The sequence below is a fragment of the Halorubrum sp. Atlit-8R genome, assembly GCF_003666025.1.
Lineage (GTDB): Archaea > Halobacteriota > Halobacteria > Halobacteriales > Haloferacaceae > Halorubrum > Halorubrum salinarum.
The window spans coordinates 821,084-844,343 of the sequence record NZ_QPLV01000001.1 but is presented as its reverse complement, the minus strand read 5'-3'; the positions used below and the strand labels follow the sequence as shown (position 1 = coordinate 844,343).

The following is a 23,260-nucleotide window of genomic DNA, read 5'->3' as shown; positions in this document are numbered from 1 at the left end:
CGGATCCCGCGATCGACTCACAAACCCTAAACGCGGCGACCGAGTACGACGGGTGATGACAGAGACGTCACGGGGGAGCGGCGACGACGCGCCCCCGTCGACCGACCGGTCCCCGCGGGCCGACGGCGGCGACTTGGACGGGGCGACGCGCCGCGCGCCCTCCGGCGGCGAGGGGAGCGTCACGGTCGTCGGGACCGCGCACGTGTCGGAGCGCTCCGTCGACGAGGTCGAGGAGACGATAGAGCGGGAGCGCCCCGACGTCGTCGCCGTCGAGCTCGACGAGGGGCGCTACCGGCAGCTCAACGGCGAGACCCCGGACGACCTCGACGCCGGCGACCTGCTCAAGGGGAACACCGTGTTCCAGTTCCTGGCGTACTGGATGCTCTCGTACGTCCAGACGCAGCTGGGCGAGCGGTTCGACATCGAGCCGGGCGCCGACATGAAGGCCGCCGTCGACGTCGCCGAGTCGCTCGGCATCGACGTCGCCCTGGTCGACCGCGACATCCAGACGACGATCCAGCGGTTCTGGGCGCGCATGACGATAACCGAGAAGCTCCGGCTCGTGGGCGGGCTGGCGTTCGGCGTCAGCGACCCGCGCGTCGCCGGCGTGATCGGCGGGCTCATGGTCGGGATCCTCGCGGGCCCGGCGATCGGGCTCTTCGGCGGCGCCGTCGGGATCACGACCGGCGTGCTGACGAGCGTCGCCGCGGGCGTCCTCGTCGCGCTCGCCGTCGGCATCGCCGTCGACCAGGTCGGCACGCTCGCGCTCTCCCCGGACCAGCGGCTCTACGCCGCGGCCGGCACCGGGCTGGCCGCCGGCGTCGCGGCCGGGGTCACCGGCGTCGCGAACGGCCTCGTCTCGACGTACCTCGGCGGGTTCCCCGTGGCCGCCATCGGCGGCTTCGGGATCGGGATCGGCCTCGGGCTGGTCGTCGGGGCCGTCCTCGCGCTCGCGGTCGGCGCGTTCGCCGGCGGCGAGGTCGACCCCGAGGCCGGGGGGATCGAGGAGCTCGACGAGGCCGACCTCACCGACACGGACGTGGTGACGATGATGATGGAGGAGTTCCGGCAGTTCTCCCCGGGCGGCGCGGAGGCGCTCATCGACGAGCGCGACGCGTTCATCGCCCACCGGCTCGTCGCGCTCCGCGAGGCGGGCCACGACGTGGTGGCCGTCGTCGGCGCCGGCCACCGGGCGGGAATTGAGGGCTACCTCGCCGACCCCGCGACGCTCCCGCCGATGGAGAGCCTGGTCGGCCAGGAGTCCGGTCGCGGGCTCCCGTGGAAGAAGGCGATCGGCTACGCGATCACCGTCGGCTTCGTCGGCTTCTTCCTCCTGCTCGCGCTGGGCGGGGCCGGGAACGCCTTCCTGCTCCGCCTGTTCGGCGCGTGGTTCCTGATCAACGGCGTCTTCGCGTTCGCGTTCGCGAAGGTCGCGGGCGCGCGCTGGCTCTCGGCCGGCGTCGGCGGCGCCGTCGCGTGGCTGACCTCGATCAACCCGCTGCTCGCGCCCGGCTGGTTCACCGGCTACGTCGAGCTGCGCAGCCTGACGGTCAACGTCGCCGACATCGGCGCGCTCAACGACCTGCTCGCCGACGAGACGCGGTCGGCCGCCGAGCTGGTCTCCGCGATGCTCGACGTGCCGCTGTTCCGGCTCATCGTCGTCGTCGCGATGACGAACGTCGGGAGCATCGTCGCCAGCTTCCTGTTCGCGGCGTACGTCATCCCGGCGATGTTCGGCGCCGAGGTCGGCGGCGTCGAGGATGTCGGCCGGCTGCTCGTCGAGGGGGCCCTTAACGGCGCGGACCTCGTCCGCGGCGCCGTGGGGGGGATCGCATGAGCGGCGGGAGCGCGGTGTCCGGGCGCCGGATCGCCGGCCTGTACTTCAGCGGGACCGAGCTCCGCGACCTGCTCGTCGCGTGGCTCGCCCTCGGCGTGGCGTTCATGCTGTTCTTCGTCGGCGGCTCGGGCGGCATCGGTCGCATCCTCGCGGCGGGCGTGGTCCCGCCGCTGTTCGTCGCGCTCTCGACCGCCGGGGTCGCCTTCCTCCTCCACGAGGTCGCGCACAAGGTCGTCGCCGTCCACTACGACCAGGTCGCGGAGTTCCGCGCGGACAACAGCATGCTGTTCCTCGCCGTGATGAGCTCGCTCCTCGGGTTCATCTTCGCGGCGCCGGGCGCCGTCCACCACCGCGGCCGGCTGACGCCCCGCGAGCACGGCCACATCGCGCTCGCCGGCCCCGTCGTGAACCTCGGGCTGATGGCCGTCTTCTTCCCGCTGTTCGCGCTCGGCGGGATCGTCGGGAGCGAGATCGTCACGGTCCTCGGCGCGCGCGGGATCGCGATCAACGCGTTCCTCGCGGCGTTCAACCTCGTCCCGTACGGCCCGCTCGACGGGAAGACGGTGCTGTCATGGAGCAAGCCGGTGTGGGCGGCGGTGTTCGTTCCGTCCGCGCTGCTGGCGTTCGTGCTCGTCTTCGTCGTCGGCCTCGGGTTCGGCGGGCCGTTCTGACGGGCAACGGGGCGGCGACGCGGCCGACCCGCGGCGGGCCCAGCGGAACGGTGCGTTTTTGCTCCGCGGGCGTGCCCCCACAGACATGACCGAGGGCGACGGGAGCGACGACGGGGGACCGGACGACGCCGACGAACTCACATACGCGGACGCCGGCGTCGACATCGACGCGAGCGAGGCCGCGACCGCGGCGCTGATCGGCGCGGTCGGCGCGGACACCGAGGCGGAGGGCTCCGGGAGCGAGTACGCCGGCCTGCTCGACATCGGCGACCGCTACCTCGCGCTGGCGACCGACGGCGTCGGGACGAAGCTGCTCGTCGCGGAGGCGCTCGGCGACTACTCGACGGTCGGCATCGACTGTATCGCGATGAACGTCAACGACCTCGTCGCGGCCGGCGTCCGCCCCGTCGCGTTCGTCGACTACCTCGCGGTCGACGAGCCGGACGAGCGGTTCGCCGAGCAGGTCGGCGAGGGGCTCGCCCGCGGCGCCGAACTCGCAGACATGGAGCTCGTCGGCGGCGAGACGGCGGTGATGCCGGAGGTGGTCCGCGGACTCGACCTGGCGGGCACCTGCGCCGGCCTCGCCGCGAAGGACGGCGTGTTCGACGGGCGGGCGGAGCCGGGCGACGCCCTGGTCGGCTGGCGCTCGTCTGGGATCCACTCGAACGGGCTCACGCTGGCGCGGGAGGCGGTGACGCGCGACCACGAGTACTCCGACCCCTGCCCGTTCGACGGCTACGAGACGCTCGGCGAGGCGCTGCTCGAACCGACCGCGATTTACACCGACCTCCTCGACCCGATGCGCGCCCACGGCGTGCGCGGCGCGGCCCACGTGACCGGCGGCGGCTGGACGAACCTCGAACGGCTCGGCGACCACCGCTACGTCGTCGAGGACGCGTACGAACCCCAGCCCGTCTTCGAGTTCGTTCAGCGCGAGGGGAGCGTCTCCGACGAGGAGATGCACCGCACGTTCAACATGGGGACCGGCTTCGTCGCCGCCCTCGACCCCGACGCGGCCGAGTCGCTGGCGGCCGAAACCGACGGTCGCGTGGTCGGTCGCGTCGAGGCCGGGACCGACGCCCCGGACGGCGACGCGACGGTCGCGATCCGCGGGCTGGAGCTCTGACCGGTCGCGTCCGAGGTACCGGCGATCGTTGCGGTCGCCCCGGAGCGGCGGCGTCGCGTGCCGCCGAATGACGGCTTATCACCGCCGTCGGCGTAGTCCGCACCGATGACAGACGGGGACGCCGCGGACGACGAGACCGGGGAAGACGGAAGCGGCGGCTCCCGACGGGACGACGAGCGCGACGGCGACGAGGGGGAGGCGGACCGGGGACACCTCGACGACGTGGAAGACGGCGCGGGCTGTACGGAGATCTGGGAGCGGCTCTCGGAGCGCCGGGAGGAGTAGACAAACGAGCTTACCGGTGAGTTAATCGTCAGATTCTGTGGAGTCCTCTTTGATCTCATCAATTTCAGATTTTAACTCATCAATTTCTGAATGAAGATCTCGTACAGAGGAGTCGAATGAGTATGCGTAGAGTATGAATGATATGATAAGTACATATATTAGCAAACTCAATGGGATTGGGATAAGACGGAGTTTTACACCACTTAGATACACGGCTTGACCCCAAAAAGTCGTGAAGAAAGCACTTCCAACTATATTAGCGATTTGAGATAGCAATACAACAATCACCGAAGTAATAGCAGCCTGGATGACGATATGTCTATTTTTTTGTCCATTGGCTCAGCCCCATAACGTAGTGATACAGTCCAAATAATAATCCAATGGCCCCTTTTCGGGTTGACTCAGCAGCAGTTTCTAAATGGTCCTGGTCCTTCGACATTTTTCACACCTATATTGTCAACTGTTAAAGAAACTATGCCGTTGGTTGCCTGAGAATTTTTGAGCGTCTCTGAAGCCGGTGGTTGGTAGCGAGGGGAGTTCACATATTCAATTTTTAGACATAATATTTTGCTTTAACTATATGTATAGAACGTACTGTTTGGGTGTTGTCAAAAAATAAAATATTGTGAATTCTTCTCAGAATTATACTACGATAGCTGCGCGGCGATGTCGGCCTCGGTGATGATCCCGACGGTCTCGCCGCCGTCGGTGACCATCACGGCCTTGTAGTGGTCGAGGAGGTTCCGGACCTCGTCGACGGTCGCCGACGGCGCGACCGTCGGGAACGACTCGCTCATCACTTCGCTGACGGGGTGATCGCCGACGTTCTCGCCGGCGTGGACGACGTCGCCCTGACTGATCGACCCGACGGGCACGCCGTTCTGGAGGACGGGGAGCTGCGAGTACGCCTCCGCCTCCATCAGCTCGACCGCCCCGCTCACCGCGTCGTCCGGCGCGACGCTGATCACGGTCTCGTTCATCAGGTCGGCCGCGCGGACGACCTCGCCTTCCGCCTCCTGGAGGGCGTTGACGATCCGGCGCAGCGTCGAGAGCCGCGGGTCGACGTCGCCGCCTTCGATCCGCGCGATGAGGGGCTGGGAGACGTCCGCGGCGTCGGCGAGTTCGCTCTGGGTCAGCTCCAGCGCGGTCCGGCGCTCGCGGAGGTCTTGGGGCGTCGGCAGTTCCATACCGCTAAATTACCCGAGGTTATTAGAAAAGCTTTCGGCACCGACCGATCTCGCGCTCGCGTTTACCGCTCCGGCGCGTCCTCGTCCTCGTCCGCCTCCGTCTCGAAGACGTCGATGACTTCGAGGGGCACGTCGCGGAGCGCGCCGCCGACCTCGCTTTTCGCGATCCGCTCGGCGTGCTCCTCGCTGTCGGCGTTGAAGATGTCGATCTCCAAGAGGAGTCCCACGAGGGCCGTGTTGGCCGCGAGGAACGCGGCGTCGAACGGCTCGCCGCAGGCCGGACAGCCGGTGACGCCGGGCTCGACCTCGACGTACTGCTTGTCCGTCTCGTTGAGTCGCTTGCCGGCTTCGCTGACCGCGACGCCGATGGCGTCGTCGGTCTCCTCGACGTCCCGGACCAACCAGGCGGCCTCCATCGCGACTTCGTAGTTGCTCATACTCGGCTGGAGGGGCCGCAGGGTTTCTTGTCTTGTGGTTCGCCCGCGGTCGACGCGACCACGGAAGCCGGCCCGTTCGGCGGCGAAACGCGCCTTACAGGCGGTCGACGACCGCCGCGGTGACCTCGTCGGTCGTCGCCGACCCGCCGAGGTCGCCGGTGCGGGGCCCGTCGGAGAGGACGCCCTCCACCGCGTCGCGCACCCGCTGGCCCTCCTCGACGTGCCCGAGGTACTCTAAGAGCATGGCCGCCGAGAGGACCGCCGCCGTGGGGTTCGCGATCCCCTCGCCGGCGATGTCGGGCGCGGTGCCGTGGACCGGCTCGAACAGCGCGTTGTCGTGGCCGACGTTCGCCGAGGGGAGCAGGCCGAGCCCGCCGACGAGGCCCGCGGCCAAGTCGGAGAGCACGTCGCCCGCGAGGTTCGGGCAGACGACCACGCCGTACTGGCTCGGGTCGAGCGGGAGCTTCGTCGCGAACGCGTCCATCAGCTCCTCGTCCGCGTCGACGTCGCGCTCGGCGGCCACGTCGAGCACTTCCTCGCGGAACCGGCCGTCCGTCTCGCGCATCACGTTCGCCTTGTGCGCGACCGTGAACCCCTCGTCGGGGTCGCCCGCGGGCCCGCGCCCGTCGTCGACGAACTCGCAGGCGTACTCGGCCAGCTCCCGGGACGCCGACGAGGTGACGACCCGCGTCAGCGTCGAGAGGTCGTCGGAGAGCCGGTCCTCGTGGCCCGAGTACACGCCCTCGGTGTTCTCGCGGAGGAACACCACGTCCGTCTCCGGGCGGAGCGCGTCGACGCCCGGGAACGCCTTCGCGGGCCGGACGTTGACGAACGAGTCGACCGCCTCGCGCAGCGGGAGGATGACGTCGGCGGCCGTCTCGCCGGCCGCGCCGAACAGCGTCGCGTCCGCGCCGGCGACTCGGTCGTACGTCTCCGCGGGGAGCGCCTCGCCGGTCGCCTCTTTCGTCGCGTCGCCCGCGTCGGCGGCGACGAACTCGAACTCGACGTCGAGCGACTCCAGCACCTCGACGGCGGCCGGCACGACCTCGCGGCCGATGCCGTCGCCCTCGATGACGACTATCTCGTCGGGCATCCGGTCAGTCGTCCCCCTCGACGTACGGCAGGTCGGCGACCGTCTCGTCGACCTTGCTCCGGTTCGAGTACATCAGGGCGGTCGTGTCCCAGATCCCCTCGACCAGGGCCTCGCGCATCGCGTCGTCGACGTCGACGTCGATGACGGTGTCGCCGTAGGTGACGGTCTCGCCTTCCACGTCGATCTCGATGTCGCCGTCGGGGTTCGCCTCGATCCACTCCTGGAGTTCGACGACCGTCTCATGATCGGTCGTGACCGCCGGGATGCCCAGCGACTTACAGTTGTCGCGGAAGATCTCGGCGTACGACTCGCCGACGACGCCGTCTATCCCCCACCGCATCATGGCCTGCGGCGCGTGTTCCCGGGAGGAGCCGCAGCCGAAGTTGGAGTTGACGACCGCGATCGACGCCCCCTCGAAGCGGTTGAGCGGGTGGTCGTTGAACTCGCCGTCGTCGTCCCGCCGGGCGTCGTAGAAGAGGTAGTCCGCCATGTTGTCGAACGTGACCTCCTTCATGAACTTCGCCGGCAGGATCTGGTCGGTGTCGACGTCGTCGCCGGGGATCGGGACCCCCGTGCCGGACACCTCGGTGATGTGCTGGTCGTCCGCGTCGTTCGCGCTCATCAGTCGGCCACCTCCTCGACGCCGCCGGCGCCGCCCGTCGGCCCGTCGTCGAGGTACTCGCGCGCGTCGGCGACCTCGCCCTCGACGGCCGCGGCGGCGACCATCGCGGGGCTCATCAGGACGGTACGGCCGTCCTTCGACCCCTGCCGCCCGATGAAGTTGCGGTTCGACGAGGAGGCGCACACCTCGTCGCCCTCCAGGGCGTCGTCGTTCATCGCGAGGCACATCGAACAGCCGGCGCGGCGCCACTGGAAGCCGGCCTCGATGAACGTCTGGTCGATGCCGCGCTCCTCGCACTGCTGGCGGACGGTCTCGGAGCCGGGGACGGCCAGCGCGCGGACGTCCTCGTCGACCGTGTTCCCCTCTAAGATCTTCGCCGCCTCCTCGAAGTCGGAGAGGCGGCCGTTGGTACAGGTGCCGAGGAACGCCACGTCGACGTCGTAGCCGAGCATCGACTGGCCGGCCTCGATCTCCATGTGGTCGAGCGCCTGCTCGGCCGCCTCGCGGTCGGTCCGGGCCTCGAAGTCGTCCGGGTGCGGGACCGGCTCCGAGATCTCGATCACCTGTCCGGGGTTGATCCCCCAGGTGACGAGCGGGTCGAGCCCGTCGGCGTCGACCGTGACCACGTCGTCGTACTCGGCGTCGTCGTCGGAGCTGATCGACTCCCAGTACGCCTTGCGCTCCTCGAACGCCTCGCCCTCGGGGACGTACTCGCGGCCCTTCAGGTACTCGTAGGTGGTCTCGTCCGGGTTGATGTAGCCGGCGCGGGCGCCGCCCTCGATGGACATGTTACACACCGCGAGCCGGCCCTCCATGTCGAGCGCCTCGATGGCGGGGCCGCCGTACTCGTACACGTGCCCGACGCCGCCGTCGACGCCGAGGTCCTGGATCACTTTCAGGATCACGTCCTTCGCGTAGACGCCCTCGCCGAGCTCGCCCTCGACGTTGACCCGGCGGACCTTCTGTTTGTCCGCGGCGATACAGCCGGTCGCGAGCACGTCGCGGATCTGGCTCGTCCCGATGCCGACGCCGATGGAACCGAACGCGCCGTGGGTCGCGGTGTGGCTGTCGCCGCACGCGACCGTCATCCCGGGCTGGGAGAGCCCCAGTTCGGGGGCGACGACGTGAGTGATCCCCTGCTTGCCGGACTCGAAGCCGAAGAACGTGATCCCGCTGTCGCTCACGTTGCGTTCGAGCGCGGAGAGCATCTCCTCGGCCTGGTCGTCGGCGAGGGGACGCTCGCGCTTGTCGGCCTCGGTGGGCGCGATGTGGTCCGTCGTCGCGAACGTCCGGTCGGGGTACGCCACGTCGAGCTCGCGCTCGCGCAGCATGCCGAACGCCTGCGGGCTCGTCACCTCGTGGACGAGGTGGAGCCCGATGAACAGCTGGTCCTGCCCGTTCGGGAGCTCGGTGACCTTGTGTCGGTCCCACACCTTGTCGTACAGCGTCCCCTCGCTCATCAGGCGGTCACCTCTGCCGATTCCTCCTCGTCCTCGTCGGCCGACTCCTCCCACGCGAACAGGCCGCGCAGCTCGTCGCCGACGGCCTCGATGTCGTGGTTCTTCTCCGCGGCCCGGAGCTGCGTGTAGGAGGGACGCCCGGCCTGGTTCTCGGCGATCCACTCGCGGGCGAACTGCCCGTTCTGGACCTTCTCTAAGACCTCCTCCATGTTCTCGCGGGCGTGCTCGTCGACGACCACGTCGCCCTGCGTGAGCCCGCCGTACTCCGCCGTGTCGGAGACGGAGTCCCACATCTCGCCGAGCCCGCCCTCGTACATCAGGTCGACGATGAGCTTCAGCTCGTTGAGGCACTCGAAGTACGCCATCTCGGGGGAGTAGCCCGCGTCGACGAGCGTCTCGTACCCCTGCTTGACGAGCGAGGTGACGCCGCCACAGAGGACGGCCTGCTCGCCGAAGAGGTCGGTCTCGGTCTCCTCGCGGAACGTCGTCTCGACGACGCCGGCGCGCGTACAGCCGATGGCGGCCGCGTACGCGAGCCCCTCGTCGCGGGCCTCGCCGGTGGCGTCCTGATACACCGCGAGCAGGCCGGGCGTCCCCTGGTCGTTCTCGTAGTTCCGGCGGACGAGGTGGCCCGGCGACTTGGGCGCGACCATCGTCACGTCGACGTCCTCCGGCGGCTGGATCTGGTTGTAGTGGATGTTGAACCCGTGCGCGAACTGCAGCGTGTCGCCCGCGTCGAGGTTCGGTTCGATCGCGTTCTCGTACACGTCCGGCTGGACGGTGTCGGGGACGAGGACGCTCACCACGTCGGCCTCGGCGGCCGCGTCCGCGGGCGTCTCGACGCGGAGCCCGTCGCTCTCGGCGGCGGCCCGCGAGGAGCTGTCCTCGCGGAGGCCGACGATCACGTCGACCCCGCTGTCCGCGAGGTTCTGCGCGTGGGCGTGGCCCTGCGAGCCGTAGCCGAGGACGGCCACCGTCTTGTGCGCGATGGCCTCCTCGTCCGCGTCGTCGTCGTAGTATACTGTCGAGTCGAACGTCTGCGTGTCGTCTTCGGTCATGTGTATCGTGTTGTGTCCGCGTGGGTCCGCGTGTCAGTCGTCGTGCGTCGTCGGTTCGCCGGCCGTTCCGGGTTTCTCTCCTGGCGCCGTGGGGGTGTTGCCGCGCGCGAGGGCGGTCGGGCCCGTCCGCGCGATCTCGACGATGCCGAACCGGTCGAAGGCGCTTATCGCGCTGTCGATGCTCGCCTTGTCGCCGGTGAGCTCGACCGTGATCGTGTCCGGGCCGGCGTCGACCGTCCGGCCGTCGTACATCTCGGAGACGGCGTGGACCGCGGCGGGGTCGTCGGCCTCGACCTTCAGCAGGACGAGCTCCGAGGTGACCGCGTCGCCCGCGACCTCGCCGACCGAGATGACCGGCTTCAGCTTCGCTATCTGCTTTTCGATCTGGTCGATGCCGGGGTCCGTCTCCTCGACGACCATCGTGATCCGCGAGTGGCCGTCGACGGTCGTCGGTCCGACCGTCAGGCTCTCGATGTTGAACTGGCGGCGGGAGACGAGCCCGGAGACGCGCGCGAGCACGCCGGGCTCGTCCTCCACGAGCGCCGAGATGACGGCGCGCCGCGACTCGTGTTCGGCCTCGACGACCGGGTCGATCCGGATCCCCTCCAGGTTCCGGCGCCCCTCGGGGTGGTCGCGCTCGTCCGGTCCGGGCTGCTCGTCGGGGAGGGGCCGCGAGTCGACCTCCGGCGCGCCGGCGGACGGGGAGTCGCCGCTCATAGCTGGTCCTCCGCGGCCGCGAACTTCCCGTTCGCGCCGCCGCTCGGCACCATCGGCAGGACGTTCTCCTCGGGGTCGACATGGAAGTCGATCACGGCCGGCCCCTCGTAGTCGAGCGCCTCCTCGACCGCGGGCGCGACCTCGTCGTAGTCGTCGACGCGCAGCCCGAGGGCGCCGAACGCCTCCGCGAGCTTGTCGAACTCGGGCATCCACGTGTAGTCGGACGCCATGTGGCGCCCCTCGTAGAAGGCGTCCTGCCACTGCCGCACCATGCCGATGTACTCGTTGTTCAGCACGGCGATGGTGACGTCTAACTCCTCGCGGACCGCGACCGACAGCTCCTGCATCGTCATCAGGAAGGAGCCGTCGCCGTCGAAACACACCACGTCGCGGTCCTCCTCGCCCATCGTGTCGGCGGCGACGCGCGCGCCGACCGCGGCGGGCACGCCGTACCCCATCGTGCCGAGGCCGTGCGAGGAGACCCACGTGCGGGGCTCCGTGTACGTCCAGAACTGCGAGGCCCACATCTGGTGTTGCCCGACGCCGGTCGTCACGATGGTGTCGTCGTCGGTCACCTCGTCGAACGCCTCGACGACGAACTGCGGCTTCAGCGGCTCGTCGTCCGGCGTCGCGTACGTGAGCGGGTACGTCTCCTTCCACTCCTCGCAGCGCTCGCGCCACGCCGCGGCGTCGGGCGCCTCGCGGACCGCCGCCGTCAGCTGGTCCAAGACGCGTCCGGCGTCGCCGATCAGCGGGTAGTCGGCGTGGACGTTCTTGCTGATCTCCGCGGGGTCGATGTCGACGTGGATGACCTCGGCTTCGGGCGCGAACGTGTCGATGCCGCCCGTGAGGCGGTCGTCGAACCGCGTGCCGACCGCGATCAGGCAGTCGGTGTGGGTGATCGCGAGGTTCGCGTAGCCGGTGCCGTGCATCCCCGCCCACGAGAGGCAGAGGTCGTCGTCCTCGGGGAACGAGCCGATGCCGGGCATCGTCGTGGTCACGGGGATGCCGTAGCTCCGGGCGAAGGTCCGCGCCTCGTCGCTCGCGTCGGCCTTGATGACGCCGCCGCCGAACAGGCAGACGGGGCGCTCTGCGGCCTCGATGGCGCGCGCGGCCTCCTCGACCGCGTCGGCGTCGGCGTTCGGGTCGGGATCGGTGCCGGCCGGCGGCGTCGCCGGCCCGGGCGTCCGGTCCGTCTCGTCCTGCGTCACGTCCTTCGGGAGGTCGACGAGGGTCGGCCCCGGGCGTCCGGCCCGCGACAGCTCGAACGCCTCGCCGACGGTGTCGCCGACGGTGTCCGCGCCGCCCGCGAAGTAGTTGTGCTTCGTGATGGGGCGGGTGACCCCGACCGTGTCCGTCTCCTGGAACGCGTCGTTCCCGACGAACTCCGTCGGGACCTGGCCGGTCAGCGCGACCATCGCGTCGGAGTCCATGTCGGCGTCGGCGATGCCGGTGACGAGGTTCGTCGCGCCCGGGCCGGACGTGGCCATACAGAGGCCCGGCTCGCCGGCGACGACGCCGTACGCGTCGGCGGCGTGGGCCGCGCCCTGCTCGTGGGCCATCGTCACGTGCCGGATCGACGAGTCGTACAGGGCGTCGTAGACGGGCATGATCGCGCCGCCCTGGACGCCGAAGGCGGTCTTCGCGCCCGCGGCCTCGAGGGCGGCGACGACCGACTCGGCGCCGGTCGAGACGGCGCCCGCGGCCGGTCCGTCGTCCGGGTCGGTCGGTTCCTCGGTCGCGCCGTCGTCCGACTCGTCGGCGTCGGATCGCGGCTGTGCTGCTGTGTCGCTCATTGTCGTGGTGGTGTGCGGTGTGGCATCTGGCGGGTTGTCGTGTCGGTCGCTGCGAACGCGGGGCGGCCGGGGGCGGCCTCGACCCGTCGAGCGCGGCACTCCGGGGTTCGGGAACGGTCCGGCCGCCGGCGTTCGGCGGTGCGTCGCGTCGGTGAGGAAGGGGTAGTGTAGGGGGTCAGACCCCTACGATGATCGGCGCGACGGCTCCCGGGACGCTCGCGTGCGCCGCGGCCGTGGAACGCCGTCGCATCTCGCCCGAGGCAACGCGGCCGGGGTATAAATTCCTGTCGGGGGACGCGGCGCCGGGCGGCGCGCGGTCCCTCGGTCGGCTGCTCCCGCGACCGCCCTCGCGGTCGCTCGGGGGGCGCTCCGGTCGGGGCGGGGTCCATCAGACCCGGACCTCCTCCTCGCGCGTGACGCCCGCCTCCTCGGCGAACCGCTCGACGTCGCCGGCGGTCACCTGCCGCTTGCCGGCGCCGTACTCCTTGACCCGCTTGGTTATCTTCCGGACCTCGCTGTCCGTCGGGTCGAAGCCGGCCTCGACTAGGTGCTTGCGCACGCTGTGCGTGCCGGTGTGTTTGCCCAGCACGAACTCGCGCTCCGCGCCCACCATCTCCGGGGTCATCACGCCGGTCTCGAACGTGTCGGCGTTCTCGATGACGCCCGCGGCGTGGATGCCGGACTCGTGGGCGAACGCGTTCCGCCCGGTGATCGGCTTGTTCGCCGGCACCGGGATGTCCGAGGCCTCCTCGACGATCCGGGCCAGCTTGGTGATCCGGGTCGTGTCGATGCCCGTGTCGACGCCGTACACCGACTCGACGGCCATGACGACCTCCTCGTAGGCGGCGTTGCCGGCGCGCTCGCCGATCCCGTTGACCGACACCTGCGCCTGCTCCGCGCCGTTCTCGAAGCCCGTGACCGCGTTCGCGGCGGCCATGCCGAAGTCGTCGTGCGTGTGGACGTCGACGCGCGCGTCGGTCGCCTCCACGACGGCGTTGACCGTCTCGCCGAAGCTGGTCGGCATCCCCACGCCGCAGGTGTCGGGGATGTTGATCCAGTCGGTGCCGGCGTCGGAGACGGCCTCGACGATGTCGATCAGGTACTCCGGGTCCGTCCGAGTGGCGTCCATCGGCGAGAACATGCACTCGACGCCGGCGTCTTTCACCTGCTCGACGGCGTCGACCGCGCGTCCCATGGCCTCCTCGCGGGTCGCGTGCATCGAGTCCTCCAACTGGACGTCGCTGGTGGAGACGAACACGTGGACCATCTCGACGCCGGAGTCGATGGCGGCCTCGATGTCGCCCTCGACGACCCGCGCCAGCCCGCAGACGGTGGTGTCCGTCGCGGCGGCGATGTCGCTGACCGCCTCGAACTCCGCGTCCGAGTTGACCGGGAACCCCGCCTCGATGACGTGGGTGTTCATGTCGTCCAGCGTCGCCGCTATGCGGCGTTTCTCATCGTAGCTGAACGACGTACGTGGTGACTGTTCTCCGTCTCGCAGGGTCGTGTCGAAGATCCGTACCGGACCTATGTCGACGTTAGAAGCTATCGTGCCCTGGAAGAACTCGATCCGCCGGGGTGTCCGACGAAGCCTCCGTGATGTCTGTCATCGACTCACAACAAGACGGTCGGGTACTTAACGGTTTGGACGATCGCAAAATCGGAACCGACCGCCAGTTCGGCGCGCGGCGATGGGAACCGGGAAAACCGCACGACAGCGCCGGCATCAATACACCTTAAGGAGATTATACACACACCGGTGATCGATGACCAATTCCGATCCGGAACCCGGTTAATAAGCCGAATCGACGTTCGTTTCCTTCGATCCGCGGCCGGCGCGCGGTGGGAACGCGCGGCGCGGCACGCGGTGGCACGGGACGACGGAAGGCGGCGAGCAACGCGGCGGCGCCGCGGATCGGCGTGGAAGAGCGTGCGGCGCGGCGGATCGGCGTGCGCCGCGCACCGGTGCGCGTCAGGGATCGCTGCGGTCCGCCCTCACCGACCGAGCGCCGCCGTCACCTCGCGCCGGAGCGCGACCAGGTCGGGGTCCGCCCGGTCGCGGGGGCGGTCGATGTCCACGTCGACGACCGACTCGACCGTGCCGGGCTGGCCGCCGAGCACCGCGACGCGGTCCGCGAGGTAGACGGCCTCCTCGACGTCGTGGGTGACGAGGACGACGGTCGTCCCCCGCTCCGCCCACACGTCGAGCAGGTGGTCCTGCTGGTCGGCCTTGGTCAGGCGGTCGAGCGCCGAGAACGGCTCGTCGAGCAGCAGCACGGACGGGTCGTACGCGAGGCCCCGAGCGAGCGCGACGCGCTGGGCCATGCCGCCGGAGAGTTCGCCCGGGCGGCTCTCGGCGAACCCGTCGAGCCCGACCGTCTCGATCAGGTCGTCGACGCGCCCGCGGGCCGCCTCGGTGTCGGGGTCCACGTCCGCCGGGAGCCCGACCGCGACGTTCTCGCGCACGTCCGCCCAGTCGAGCAGTCGGGGCTCCTGGAACACCATCCCCACGGCGTCGCTGCCGCCGTCGCGCACGTCCGTCCCGTCGACCGTGACGCGCCCCTCGAACGCCGGTTCGAGCCCGGAGAGCACGCGGAGCAGCGTCGACTTGCCGCAGCCCGACGGACCGACGACGGCGACGAACTCCCCGTCCGCAACCGCGAGGTCGACGCCGTCGAGCGCGACGGTGTCGTCGTACCGCTTGCGGAGGCCGTCGACCGCGAGGACGGGGTCCGCGTCAGAGGGCGCGGCGTCGGCGCTCGGCGGCGCGGCGTCGGCGTCAGCGTCCGACGACACGGTCTCTCACCTCCTTCACCGCGAGGTCCGAGCAGTTGCCGAGGAACGCGAAGAGCAGGATCGACCCCACGATGATGTCGGGCCGCGCGAGGGTCCGCCCGTCGCTCAGCAGGAACCCGATCCCCTGGCTCGCCGCGATCAGCTCCGCGGCGACCACGAACATCCACGCCAGCCCGACGCCGCCGCGGATCCCGACGAGCAGGTCCGGGAGCGCGGCCGGGAACACGACCCGCCGCAGCGACTCGACGCGGCCGAGGTCGTACACCTCCGCGACCTCCAGCAGCTCCTCGTCGACCGCGGCGATGCCGGTCGAGAGGTTGAGGTACACCGGGAAGAACGCGCCGACGGCGATGAGCAGCACCTTCGCGGTCTCGCCGATGCCGAACCAGAGGAGGAACAGCGGCACCCACGCCAGCGACGGGATGTTCTTCAGGCTCTGTAACAGCGGGTCGAGCAGGTCGCTCGCGGTCCGCGAGAGCCCGGTCGCGGTCCCGAACAGAATCCCGACGGCGATCCCGAAGCCCGCGCCGAGGACGACGCGCTGAACCGTGATCGCGACGTGGCCCCACAGCTCGCCGGAGGCGGCCATCCCCCAGAGCGTCTCCGCCACCCGCAGCGGCGCCGGCAGCTGGTGGGCCGCGAAGACCCCGGTCGCGACCGCGACGTGCCAGACGACGACGAGCGCGGCGGGGACGAGCAGGCCGAGCAGCGGCCGCAGCCGGCTCGCGGCGGGGAGCGGGACCGGCCCGAGACCACGCGACTCGGCGCTCCGGGCCGGCCCGTCGCCGTCCGATCCGCGGCGGGCCTCGGACTCGTGACGGGTGTCCGCGGCCATCTCAGACTACCTCGGTCGCGAACTCGGAGTCGATCAGCTCGTCGACGGCCCCGGCCGGGTCGGCGTCGTCGGTCACGAGCCCCTCGCGTTCGAGGACCGGCGAGAGGTCAGCGAGCAGTTCGCGGTGCGGCTCGCCCGGGATCGGCTCGGAGAGGTCGGTCCGACGGGTGAACACGCGCTCCGCGACCGGCGCCGACATCTCGGAGGCGTCCGCGAGGATCCCCGCGGTCGCCTCGGGGTTCTCGATCGCCCACCGGCGGCCGCGCTCGTAGGCCTCGAGGACGCGGCGCGCCTGCTCCGTGCGGTCCGCGAGGAACCCGTCGAGGAAGTTCAGGAAGCCGTAGGTGTTGTACCGCGGCTCGCGGAAGAACAGCTCGGCCCCGTAGTGTTCGAGCTCGAGCTCGGCCATGTGCGGGTCGAGCCCGGCCCACGCGTCCACGTCGCCCCGGACCAGCGCGGACTGCCCCTCCGGGTGCTGGAGGTTGACGACCTCGACGTCGTCCTCGCTCAGCCCGGCGTCGCCGAGCGCCTGTAGCAGGAAGAAGTACGGGTCAGTCCCGCGGGTCGCGGCGACCCGCTTCCCCTCTAAGTCCGCGACCGACTCGATGCCGGTCTCCTGGAAGGTGACGAGCGCCGTCCACTCGGGCTCCGAGTAGACGTACGGCGTCGTGATCGGCACGCCGTTCGTGCGCGCCATCAGCGCCGCGATGCCGGCGGTCGAGGAGACGTCGGCCTCGCCGCTCTGCGCGTACTCGTTCGCCTGGTTGCTGCCGAGGCTCAACACCCACTCGACGTCGGTGCCGGTGTCCGCGAACGCCGCCTCGAGCCAGCCCTTCTCGCGCAACACGAGGCTGACCGGATTGTAGTACGCGTAGTCGACCGTCACCGTGCCCGAGCCGCTCCCGCCCCCGACGCAGCCGGCGACGAGCGAGCCGCCGATCGCCGCGCCGGTACCGCGCAAGAACTGTCTTCGCTCCATCGTGACTCCCCATACCGGTGCCACTAATAAACCGATATGGCTATCGAGAATATTCGGCTCCGGCTATGATGCTTCTAAGTTATTTATTTTCATCAGTGACGACGGTTCACACGCGAACAGAACGCGGCGTCGACCGCGCTGTCGCCCGGACGCGCGGTTCGCTCGCGGTCGCCCGCACGGTCGAATGCGTTCGGCTCGCGTTCCGGGTACCGGATCATGTTGCTGACTCCTCGCGGCGTCCGGTCTCGGCCGCGAGGGGTGCCGACTGAGGGAGAAGAGTCCCTCGCGATTACATCCCCATGTCGGCGGCGGCGTCTGGCACCGGGAGGTCCGGGACGGCGACGCCGAGGAGTTCGGCGGCGTGGTCGAGCGCCATGTCGAACCCGTAGTACCGCTCCAACTCGTCGCCGTCGGGCCCGGGACGGACCTTCAGCATGGCGTACCCCTCGACGTTCTGCGCGACGGTCGCCTCGCGGCCGTCGCGCGAGAAGGTGAGCCGTCGTTCGCCGTCCGTCTCCTCGTACCGCGCCTCGATCCCGTTCGCCGACGCGGCCTCCGTGTCGGTCATACCCGCGATACGGGCCGGACCCTGTCGAACCTGTCGGTCGTTACCGGGGGTCCCACCCGTGGAACTCGGTCCCGGGCTCCAGTTCGAGGTCGAACGCGTCGATCATCCCGCCGAGCGCGTCGTACCCCCGCGCGGTCGCGGCGATGCCGACGATCGCCTCGTCGTCGTACAGCGCCGCGACCTCGTCGTGCGCGATCGCGTCGACCTCGCCGCGGACGACCGCGAGGGCGTACTCGATCAGGGTCGTCTCCTCGTCGCCGAAGGGGGCGGCGTCACCGCGCCCGAGCGCCGCGATCTCGTCGTCGTCGACCCCGACCCCGCGGGCGATGTTGACGTGCTGGTGCCACTCGTAGCGGTTGCCGACCTCGCTCGCGACCGCCAGGATGACGAGCTCGCGCTCCCGCTCGGTGAGGCCGCTGTCGGTCCACAGCGACCCGAGGAACGACCGCAGCCCGGCCAACACCTCGGGGTTGTTGCCGACCGACTGGTACACGTGGAGCGGTTTCCCCTGGAGCGACGACTCCAGGAGGTCCTCGTACTCGTCCGGCACGTCCGACGCCTCGGCGTAGGGAACGCGGGCCATGGCGCCCGGTCGCGCCCGCGGGGCATAGGTGTACGCCACTCGGTATCGCTCGCCGCGAGCGGCCGCGGGGGAGCGGCGGCGATCCGCGATGGCAAGCTTAAGGGACGCCACGCACCAACCGACGGTAATGAGCACCGAGGTCACCCGCCGGCGGGCGTGGCTGATCGCCGCCCGGCCGCAGACGCTCCCGGCCGCGGCCGCGCCGGTGATCGTCGGCGTCGGACTGGCGCTCGCGGACGGGGTGTTCGCCCCGCTGCCCGCGCTGGCGGCGCTCGTCGGCGCGGCGCTGATCCAAGTCGGGACGAACTTCGCGAACGACTACTACGACGCGATCCAGGGCGCCGACACCGACGACCGCGAGGGGTTCACCCGCGTCGTCGCCAGCGGCCTCATCGAGCCGCACGAGGTGAAGCGGGCGATGTGGCTCACCTTCGCGGCCGCCATCGGCGTCGGCACCTACCTCGTCGCCGTCGGCGGGGTCCCGATACTCGTGATCGGGCTCGCCTCCGTCGCGGCCGGCATCGCCTACACCGGCGGGCCGTACCCGCTCGGGTACCACGGGCTCGGCGACCTCTTCGTGTTCGTCTTCTTCGGCGTGATCGCCGTGACGGGGACGTACTACGTCCAGGCCGCCGCGCTCCTCGCCGGGTGGTTCCCGGTCGGGGTGCCCGGTGAGACCGTCACGGTCGGGGCCGCGGTCGCGAGCCTCCCGATCGCCGCGCTGTCGACGAACATCCTCGTCGTCAACAACCTCCGCGACCGCGAGGAGGACGCCTCGACCGGCAAGCGCACGCTCGCCGTCCGCTTCGGCTACCGGTTCGCCCGCGGCGAGTACCTCGCGATGCTCGCCCTCGCGTACCTCGCCCCGCTGTGGTTCGTCGCGCGGGGAGACGGCCTCGCGACGCTGCTCCCGCTCGTCACGCTCCCGCTGGCGGCGACCGTCGCGCGGACCGTGTTGACCGAGACCTCCGGCGAGGCCCTCAACCCCGCGCTCGAATCGACCGGCAAACTGCTCGCCGCGTACGCCGTCGCGTTCGCGGTCGGACTGGCGGTGTGATCGACGACGACCCGCGCGGCGAGGGGCCGGCCCGGACCGTTCGACACCGGCCGTTCGCGATCGACTTGACCCGTCCGCTCGGCACCGCCCGCGGGGAGATCAGCCGCCGGGAGGGGTTCGTGGTCACCGTCGAACGAGAGACGGGCGAGGACGGCGCGGTCGGTCTCGGCGAGGCGACGCCGCTCCCGGGGTGGACGGAGTCGGGGGAGGCCTGTAAGACCGCGCTCGACGGCCTCGGCGACCGGAGCGAAGTCGAGTCACCCGCCGAGGCGCTGGACGCGGCGTCGACGCCGGCCGCGCGCCACGGCGTCTCGCTCGCGGTCGCCGACGCCGCGGCCCGCGATCGCGGACGGCGCCTCGCGGTTCACCTCGCGGACGCGGCCGGCGTCGGCGCCGCCCCCGCGGACGCGGTCCCGGTCAACGCGACCGTCGGGGACGGGTCGCCGTCGGAGACCGCCGCCGACGCGAGGCGCGCGGTCGAGGCGGGGTTCGACTGCCTGAAGGTGAAGGTCGGCGCCCGCGACGTCGACGCCGACGTCGAGCGCGTCCGCGCCGTCCGGGAGGCCGTCGGCGACGCGGTCGCGCTCCGCGCCGACGCGAACGGCGCGTGGGACCGCGAGACGGCGTCCCGCGCGCTGGACGCGCTGGCCCCCTTCGACCTCAAGTACGTCGAACAGCCGCTCCCGGCGGACGACCTCGACGGCTTGGCGGCGCTTCGCCGGGGCGACCCGTCCGACGGCGCCAGGAGCGATGACGGCGCCAGGGGCGACAAGGGAGGCGGCAGCGTCCCGATCGCCGCCGACGAGTCGGTCGCGGCCCGCGGGATCGACGCGGTGCTCGACGCGGGCGCGGCCGACGCGGTCGTGCTCAAGCCGATGGCGCTCGGCGGGCCGGACCGCGGGCTCGCGGCCGCGTTGCGGGCGCGGGAGTCCGGCGTCGACCCGGTCGTCACCACCACGATCGACGCGGTGGTCGCGCGGACGGCCGCCGTCCACGTCGCGGCCGCGGTCCCGGACGTGTCGCCCTGCGGCCTCGCGACCGCGTCGCTGCTCGACGACGACCTGGCGCCGGACCCCTGCCCGGTCGAGGGCGGCCGGATCGCGGTCCCCACGGGTCCCGGACTCGCCGGGGGCGCGTTCGACGACCTGCGGCGGTAGCGGGACGGGGGCGGACCCGGCGCTCGCCGCAGGGGGACGGACTTTTCACCGCGACCGGCGAACGGAGGGGTATGAGCGAGTGGACCGACGCCATCGTCGGCGAGCGGATGACCGTCGACAACCAGTTCAACGAGCGCGTCGCGGCGTCGCGCTTCTCCAGCCAGGAGTGGGGACTGATCATGACGGCCACCGAGTTCGAGATCGAGAACGCCGACGACCCGGAGACCGCCCGCGTCGTCGCGGACACGTCGAGCCTGCCCGCGATCATGCCCGAACTGGAGAACCTCCGGTCGCAGATGGCGGGGATGGGCGGCGCCCCCGGCGGCGACTCGGGGGGCTCCGGCGGCGTCGTCGACTCGATCAAGGGCGCGCTCGGGCTCGGCGGTGGCGGCGGCGGTGGGCCGTCCGACGAGGAACTGGAGGCCGCCGAGCGGCTCGTCCAGGAGTACGCCGACGAGCTACAGGCGCACTTAGAGGAAGTCGGGAAGTGGGAACAGGTCCGCGTCGCGTATCAGGAGTAGCGGGGCGGCCCGGGACGCGGGGCCGACGCCGGGCTCACTTCAGGTCGCTGCCGCGGAACAGCGTCAGCTCCTCCGCCTCGTAGATGTTGATCAGTTCGCTCACGATCTCGTCGTACTCCTCGTCGTCTACCCGGAGCGCGTCGAGCCGCTCGACCGTCTCCTCGTCGAGGTGGATCTGGGGCATACGCGGAGATTGGTCGGCCGGGGGATAAAAAATGTCGCCGGGCGTGATCCGCGACGGCGTCGCCGAGGCGGTCTCGGTTCGCGGCGCTCGGCGCAGCGTCAGTCGCGTCACTCGGACTCGCTGCGGAGTTCGGTCGGGTCGCGGGCGTCGGACTCGTCGGTCGCGAGCGCCTTCCGAGCCGATGCTTCGACGTCCTCGACGGTAAGATCGACGGTCGGGGGCACGAACTGACCGTTGAGGAACAGCGTGGTATCGGGCTCGGCCGAGCAATCGGCCACCACTTCCGAGGAGAGAATCGGCTGTTCCGTCGGGTCGCGTCCCACGAGCCGTGTCTTCTCGTCGAAACAGTCGTAGACGATCTGATACTCCGCCCCGAGCCACGAAGCCGGGGAAAGCACCGTTCGCCAAATGACTCGGTGTTGCGACTCCGAGACGGACTCGACGGAGATGAGCCTCGGCGTCGGAGGATTCGGAGGCATCACGTTGGTGGAGCAGTTGCCCGCGAAGCGGACCGGGGGGTGACTGGGAAGCCGTAGCGTCGCGAGGGCCGTGTCGAGCGGGAGGCCCTCCGCTGCGAGCAGTTCGATCGCGGTTCGAACCTGGTCCGCCGGGATGTGACCGTCGATCACCGCGCCCCCGGTGCCGCCGCGGCGGACCGTGTCGACGGCGACGGCGGGACGTGAGCTTCCCTCGAAGACGCTGACGGCCGGAGCCGACCGGCCGTCGGCCGCCGGGTAACGAGGGAGATCGTCCGCGACCGGCAGGCCTTCGCGAACGGGGAGATCGGAGTACAACAGGTCGATCGACGGGTCCGACAGCGCGTCCGCGACGGAGTCCGCGGTCGGGGTTCCGAGAACCGAGAGCGACCCGACGCCGGCCGGCGTCGACGGGTTCGTGAGCGCCTCGCGCAGTCGCCGCGCTCGCTCCTCGGACCGGACGAGGAGGGTGACGTTCGCGGCTCCGGCCTCCGGGGGCGTCCGCCGAAGCTCGTGTTCGTACGCCGCCGGGAGCGCCGCGGCGGTCCACTCCGGTATCGGATCCGGGGTAGGAACCGAGTCGCCCTCGCGGGAGGAGAGCGATCGGCTTCCGGTCGGGCGGTCCGCCGTCGTGACTCCGACCGGATCCCCCGAGCGAACCCCCTCGGCGGAGCCACGGACTCGAATCGGCGCGAGGACGTGCGCGAGGTGCGGCAGAAGCTCGGCCCCTTCGGGGCCGGGACGGAGTACCGCTTCCGTCGCCCACTCGGGAGCGTACGGCTCGACGGTCTCTGCGTCGACCTCAAGGAACTCCATCAGCCGTTCGCTCAGCGAGAGATCGTTCAGGTTCGGCGGGTAAAACGGCAGTTGCGGACCAACCAGGTCGTACTCCACCCTGTCAGAGATCATGTAGCCGTCGGTCCGCACGAGCGTGTCGAGGAAGAACCACGTGCGAAGTAGGTCGGTTGTCCGCTCTTCGAGCCGGTGGCCGTCGGTGGGAAGCCGCTCCGTGTACCCGTTGTCGAGCCGGACGGCAGGCGCCTCGCCGATCGTCATCCGGGCCCCGAGGTAATAGGCGAGCGTCGAGAGGCGGTACACGTCGGCGTACGTCGGTCGGACGACTACCTCGACGCCGGTGTCGGGGACGGTCAGCGGGCTCGGGATTTCGAGCGATTCCCCTCGGCGGATGCGGGGCGGGTACCCGCGAAGCGTCGGCCAGGACCGCTCCGCCGAAAACTCCCTGATGGACGATCCCAGCACCGACACCGCCTCCGCGAGGGCTTCCGGGTCGTCCGGGACGGTGATCGTCGCCTCCGGACGGGTATGGAGCGAGCGGGCGCCGAGGGAGACGATCGCGGGACGGTCCAGCGATATCTCGACCGATTCCGGTCCCTCGACGCCGCTGACCGACAGCTCCGCGTCTTCGACCCTGAGGGTCGACTTCACTGCGCCCGTGGTCTCGACACAGTACGATCCCCGCGGGAATTCCGTCGGGTCGTTCGGGCGCTCGACGAACTCGCCCTCGGCGTCGCGAACGACGATCGACGTGTACGCCGGGACGACGAACGACGTCGCCTCGAAGCTGACGGCGTTGTCGACCGGGGAGGGGAACAGCGCCGGAAGCGCCGGCGAGAGCTTCGGCTCGCGGTCGACGCGGAACTCCATCTCCTCGCCCTCGATCACGTCGCGGACCGTGAGCGTCGTCCCGTCGACCTCGAACCCGATACGCTCGCCCGAAACCCCGTCTTTCACGAGCTTATTCTGGTTCGCCAACACGTATGAGCGTGTCGATAATCACCGGGTTACGGGATTCTG

The 23,260-nt window shown here is 70.5% G+C and carries 23 protein-coding genes; 7 read left to right on the top strand and 16 right to left on the bottom strand.

The features are described from left to right. The first annotated feature begins 55 nt into the window (after positions 1 to 55). The 4 genes from DVK05_RS04095 (at position 56) to DVK05_RS04080 (ending at position 3,919) form a co-directional block, all read left to right on the top strand. Positions 56 to 1,837, top strand: a complete 1,782-nt coding sequence (locus DVK05_RS04095) for a TraB/GumN family protein (protein ID WP_121562127.1) — start codon at positions 56 to 58, stop codon at positions 1,835 to 1,837. Further along, entirely contained in the window at positions 1,834 to 2,508 is a 675-nt protein-coding gene (locus DVK05_RS04090) for a metalloprotease (protein ID WP_121562126.1), read from the top strand. Before DVK05_RS04095 ends, DVK05_RS04090 begins: the two co-directional genes overlap by 4 nt. 85 nt (positions 2,509 to 2,593) lie before the next feature. Continuing rightward, positions 2,594 to 3,634: a phosphoribosylformylglycinamidine cyclo-ligase gene (purM, locus tag DVK05_RS04085; RefSeq protein WP_121562125.1), complete on the top strand. Its 1,041-nt coding sequence runs from the start codon at positions 2,594 to 2,596 to the stop codon at positions 3,632 to 3,634. Positions 3,635 to 3,739: 105 nt separating this feature from the next. Further along, positions 3,740 to 3,919 carry a hypothetical protein gene (locus DVK05_RS04080; protein WP_121562124.1) on the top strand — a complete coding sequence of 60 codons (180 nt, stop codon included), beginning with the start codon at positions 3,740 to 3,742 and terminating at the stop codon, positions 3,917 to 3,919. Between the two features lie 647 nt (positions 3,920 to 4,566). Here DVK05_RS04080 and DVK05_RS04075 read toward each other — a convergent pair. The 14 genes from DVK05_RS04075 to DVK05_RS04010 form a co-directional block, all read right to left on the bottom strand. Further along, positions 4,567 to 5,106, bottom strand: coding sequence for a CBS domain-containing protein (locus tag DVK05_RS04075; protein WP_006628588.1), 540 nt, complete (start codon positions 5,104 to 5,106; stop codon positions 4,567 to 4,569). Between the two features lie 62 nt (positions 5,107 to 5,168). Continuing rightward, positions 5,169 to 5,543 carry a DUF555 domain-containing protein gene (locus DVK05_RS04070; protein ID WP_053772161.1) on the bottom strand — a complete coding sequence of 125 codons (375 nt, stop codon included), beginning with the start codon at positions 5,541 to 5,543 and terminating at the stop codon, positions 5,169 to 5,171. Positions 5,544 to 5,637: 94 nt separating this feature from the next. Further along, positions 5,638 to 6,636, bottom strand: a complete 999-nt coding sequence (locus DVK05_RS04065; protein ID WP_121562123.1) for an isocitrate/isopropylmalate family dehydrogenase — start codon at positions 6,634 to 6,636, stop codon at positions 5,638 to 5,640. 4 nt (positions 6,637 to 6,640) lie between these two features. Beyond that, positions 6,641 to 7,258 (bottom strand): 3-isopropylmalate dehydratase small subunit, encoded by a 618-nt coding sequence (gene leuD / locus DVK05_RS04060; RefSeq protein ID WP_121562122.1) that lies wholly within the window; start codon positions 7,256 to 7,258, stop codon positions 6,641 to 6,643. After that, a complete protein-coding gene (leuC, locus tag DVK05_RS04055) occupies positions 7,258 to 8,718 on the bottom strand; it encodes a 3-isopropylmalate dehydratase large subunit (protein ID WP_121562121.1) in 1,461 nt (486 codons plus the stop codon). Before leuC ends, leuD begins: the two co-directional genes overlap by 1 nt. After that, entirely contained in the window at positions 8,718 to 9,776 is a 1,059-nt protein-coding gene (gene ilvC, locus DVK05_RS04050) for a ketol-acid reductoisomerase (protein WP_121562120.1), read from the bottom strand. Before ilvC ends, leuC begins: the two co-directional genes overlap by 1 nt. Before the next feature lie 33 nt (positions 9,777 to 9,809). After that, positions 9,810 to 10,493, bottom strand: coding sequence for an acetolactate synthase small subunit (gene ilvN, locus DVK05_RS04045; RefSeq protein ID WP_121562119.1), 684 nt, complete (start codon positions 10,491 to 10,493; stop codon positions 9,810 to 9,812). Then, complete coding sequence (gene ilvB / locus DVK05_RS04040; protein WP_121562118.1) at positions 10,490 to 12,289, bottom strand: biosynthetic-type acetolactate synthase large subunit; 1,800 nt, start codon at positions 12,287 to 12,289, stop codon at positions 10,490 to 10,492. Before ilvB ends, ilvN begins: the two co-directional genes overlap by 4 nt. A gap of 388 nt (positions 12,290 to 12,677) precedes the next feature. Continuing rightward, positions 12,678 to 13,838 carry a LeuA family protein gene (locus tag DVK05_RS04035; protein ID WP_199712290.1) on the bottom strand — a complete coding sequence of 387 codons (1,161 nt, stop codon included), beginning with the start codon at positions 13,836 to 13,838 and terminating at the stop codon, positions 12,678 to 12,680. A gap of 446 nt (positions 13,839 to 14,284) precedes the next feature. After that, on the bottom strand, positions 14,285 to 15,085 hold the full coding sequence (locus DVK05_RS04030; protein ID WP_121562116.1) for an ABC transporter ATP-binding protein: 801 nt from the start codon (positions 15,083 to 15,085) through the stop codon (positions 14,285 to 14,287). Beyond that, a complete protein-coding gene (locus DVK05_RS04025) occupies positions 15,069 to 15,920 on the bottom strand; it encodes an ABC transporter permease (protein ID WP_121562115.1) in 852 nt (283 codons plus the stop codon). The genes DVK05_RS04030 and DVK05_RS04025 overlap by 17 nt, the downstream gene beginning before the upstream one ends. Position 15,921: 1 nt before the next feature. Beyond that, positions 15,922 to 16,899: an aliphatic sulfonate ABC transporter substrate-binding protein gene (locus tag DVK05_RS04020; RefSeq protein ID WP_121562114.1), complete on the bottom strand. Its 978-nt coding sequence runs from the start codon at positions 16,897 to 16,899 to the stop codon at positions 15,922 to 15,924. A gap of 289 nt (positions 16,900 to 17,188) precedes the next feature. Further along, positions 17,189 to 17,467, bottom strand: coding sequence for a hypothetical protein (locus DVK05_RS04015; protein ID WP_121562113.1), 279 nt, complete (start codon positions 17,465 to 17,467; stop codon positions 17,189 to 17,191). A gap of 40 nt (positions 17,468 to 17,507) precedes the next feature. Next, entirely contained in the window at positions 17,508 to 18,050 is a 543-nt protein-coding gene (locus DVK05_RS04010) for a carboxymuconolactone decarboxylase family protein (protein ID WP_121562112.1), read from the bottom strand. Positions 18,051 to 18,177: 127 nt separating this feature from the next. Here DVK05_RS04010 and DVK05_RS04005 point away from each other — a divergent pair, with 127 nt between their 5' ends. From DVK05_RS04005 to DVK05_RS03995, 3 genes are all read left to right on the top strand, one after another. Then, the gene (locus DVK05_RS04005; RefSeq protein WP_121562111.1) at positions 18,178 to 19,107 is read left to right on the top strand and encodes a 1,4-dihydroxy-2-naphthoate polyprenyltransferase; all 930 of its coding nucleotides are present in this window, start codon (positions 18,178 to 18,180) and stop codon (positions 19,105 to 19,107) included. After that, positions 19,104 to 20,264 (top strand): mandelate racemase/muconate lactonizing enzyme family protein, encoded by a 1,161-nt coding sequence (locus DVK05_RS04000; protein WP_121562110.1) that lies wholly within the window; start codon positions 19,104 to 19,106, stop codon positions 20,262 to 20,264. Before DVK05_RS04005 ends, DVK05_RS04000 begins: the two co-directional genes overlap by 4 nt. Before the next feature lie 71 nt (positions 20,265 to 20,335). After that, a complete protein-coding gene (locus DVK05_RS03995; protein ID WP_121562109.1) occupies positions 20,336 to 20,785 on the top strand; it encodes a DUF5799 family protein in 450 nt (149 codons plus the stop codon). A 34-nt stretch (positions 20,786 to 20,819) separates the two neighbouring features. Here DVK05_RS03995 and DVK05_RS17255 read toward each other — a convergent pair whose 3' ends face one another. Beyond that, on the bottom strand, positions 20,820 to 20,969 hold the full coding sequence (locus tag DVK05_RS17255) for a hypothetical protein (protein ID WP_167551910.1): 150 nt from the start codon (positions 20,967 to 20,969) through the stop codon (positions 20,820 to 20,822). 107 nt (positions 20,970 to 21,076) lie between these two features. Further along, entirely contained in the window at positions 21,077 to 23,197 is a 2,121-nt protein-coding gene (locus tag DVK05_RS03990; RefSeq protein WP_121562108.1) for a hypothetical protein, read from the bottom strand. Between the last annotated feature and the right edge of the window lie 63 nt (positions 23,198 to 23,260).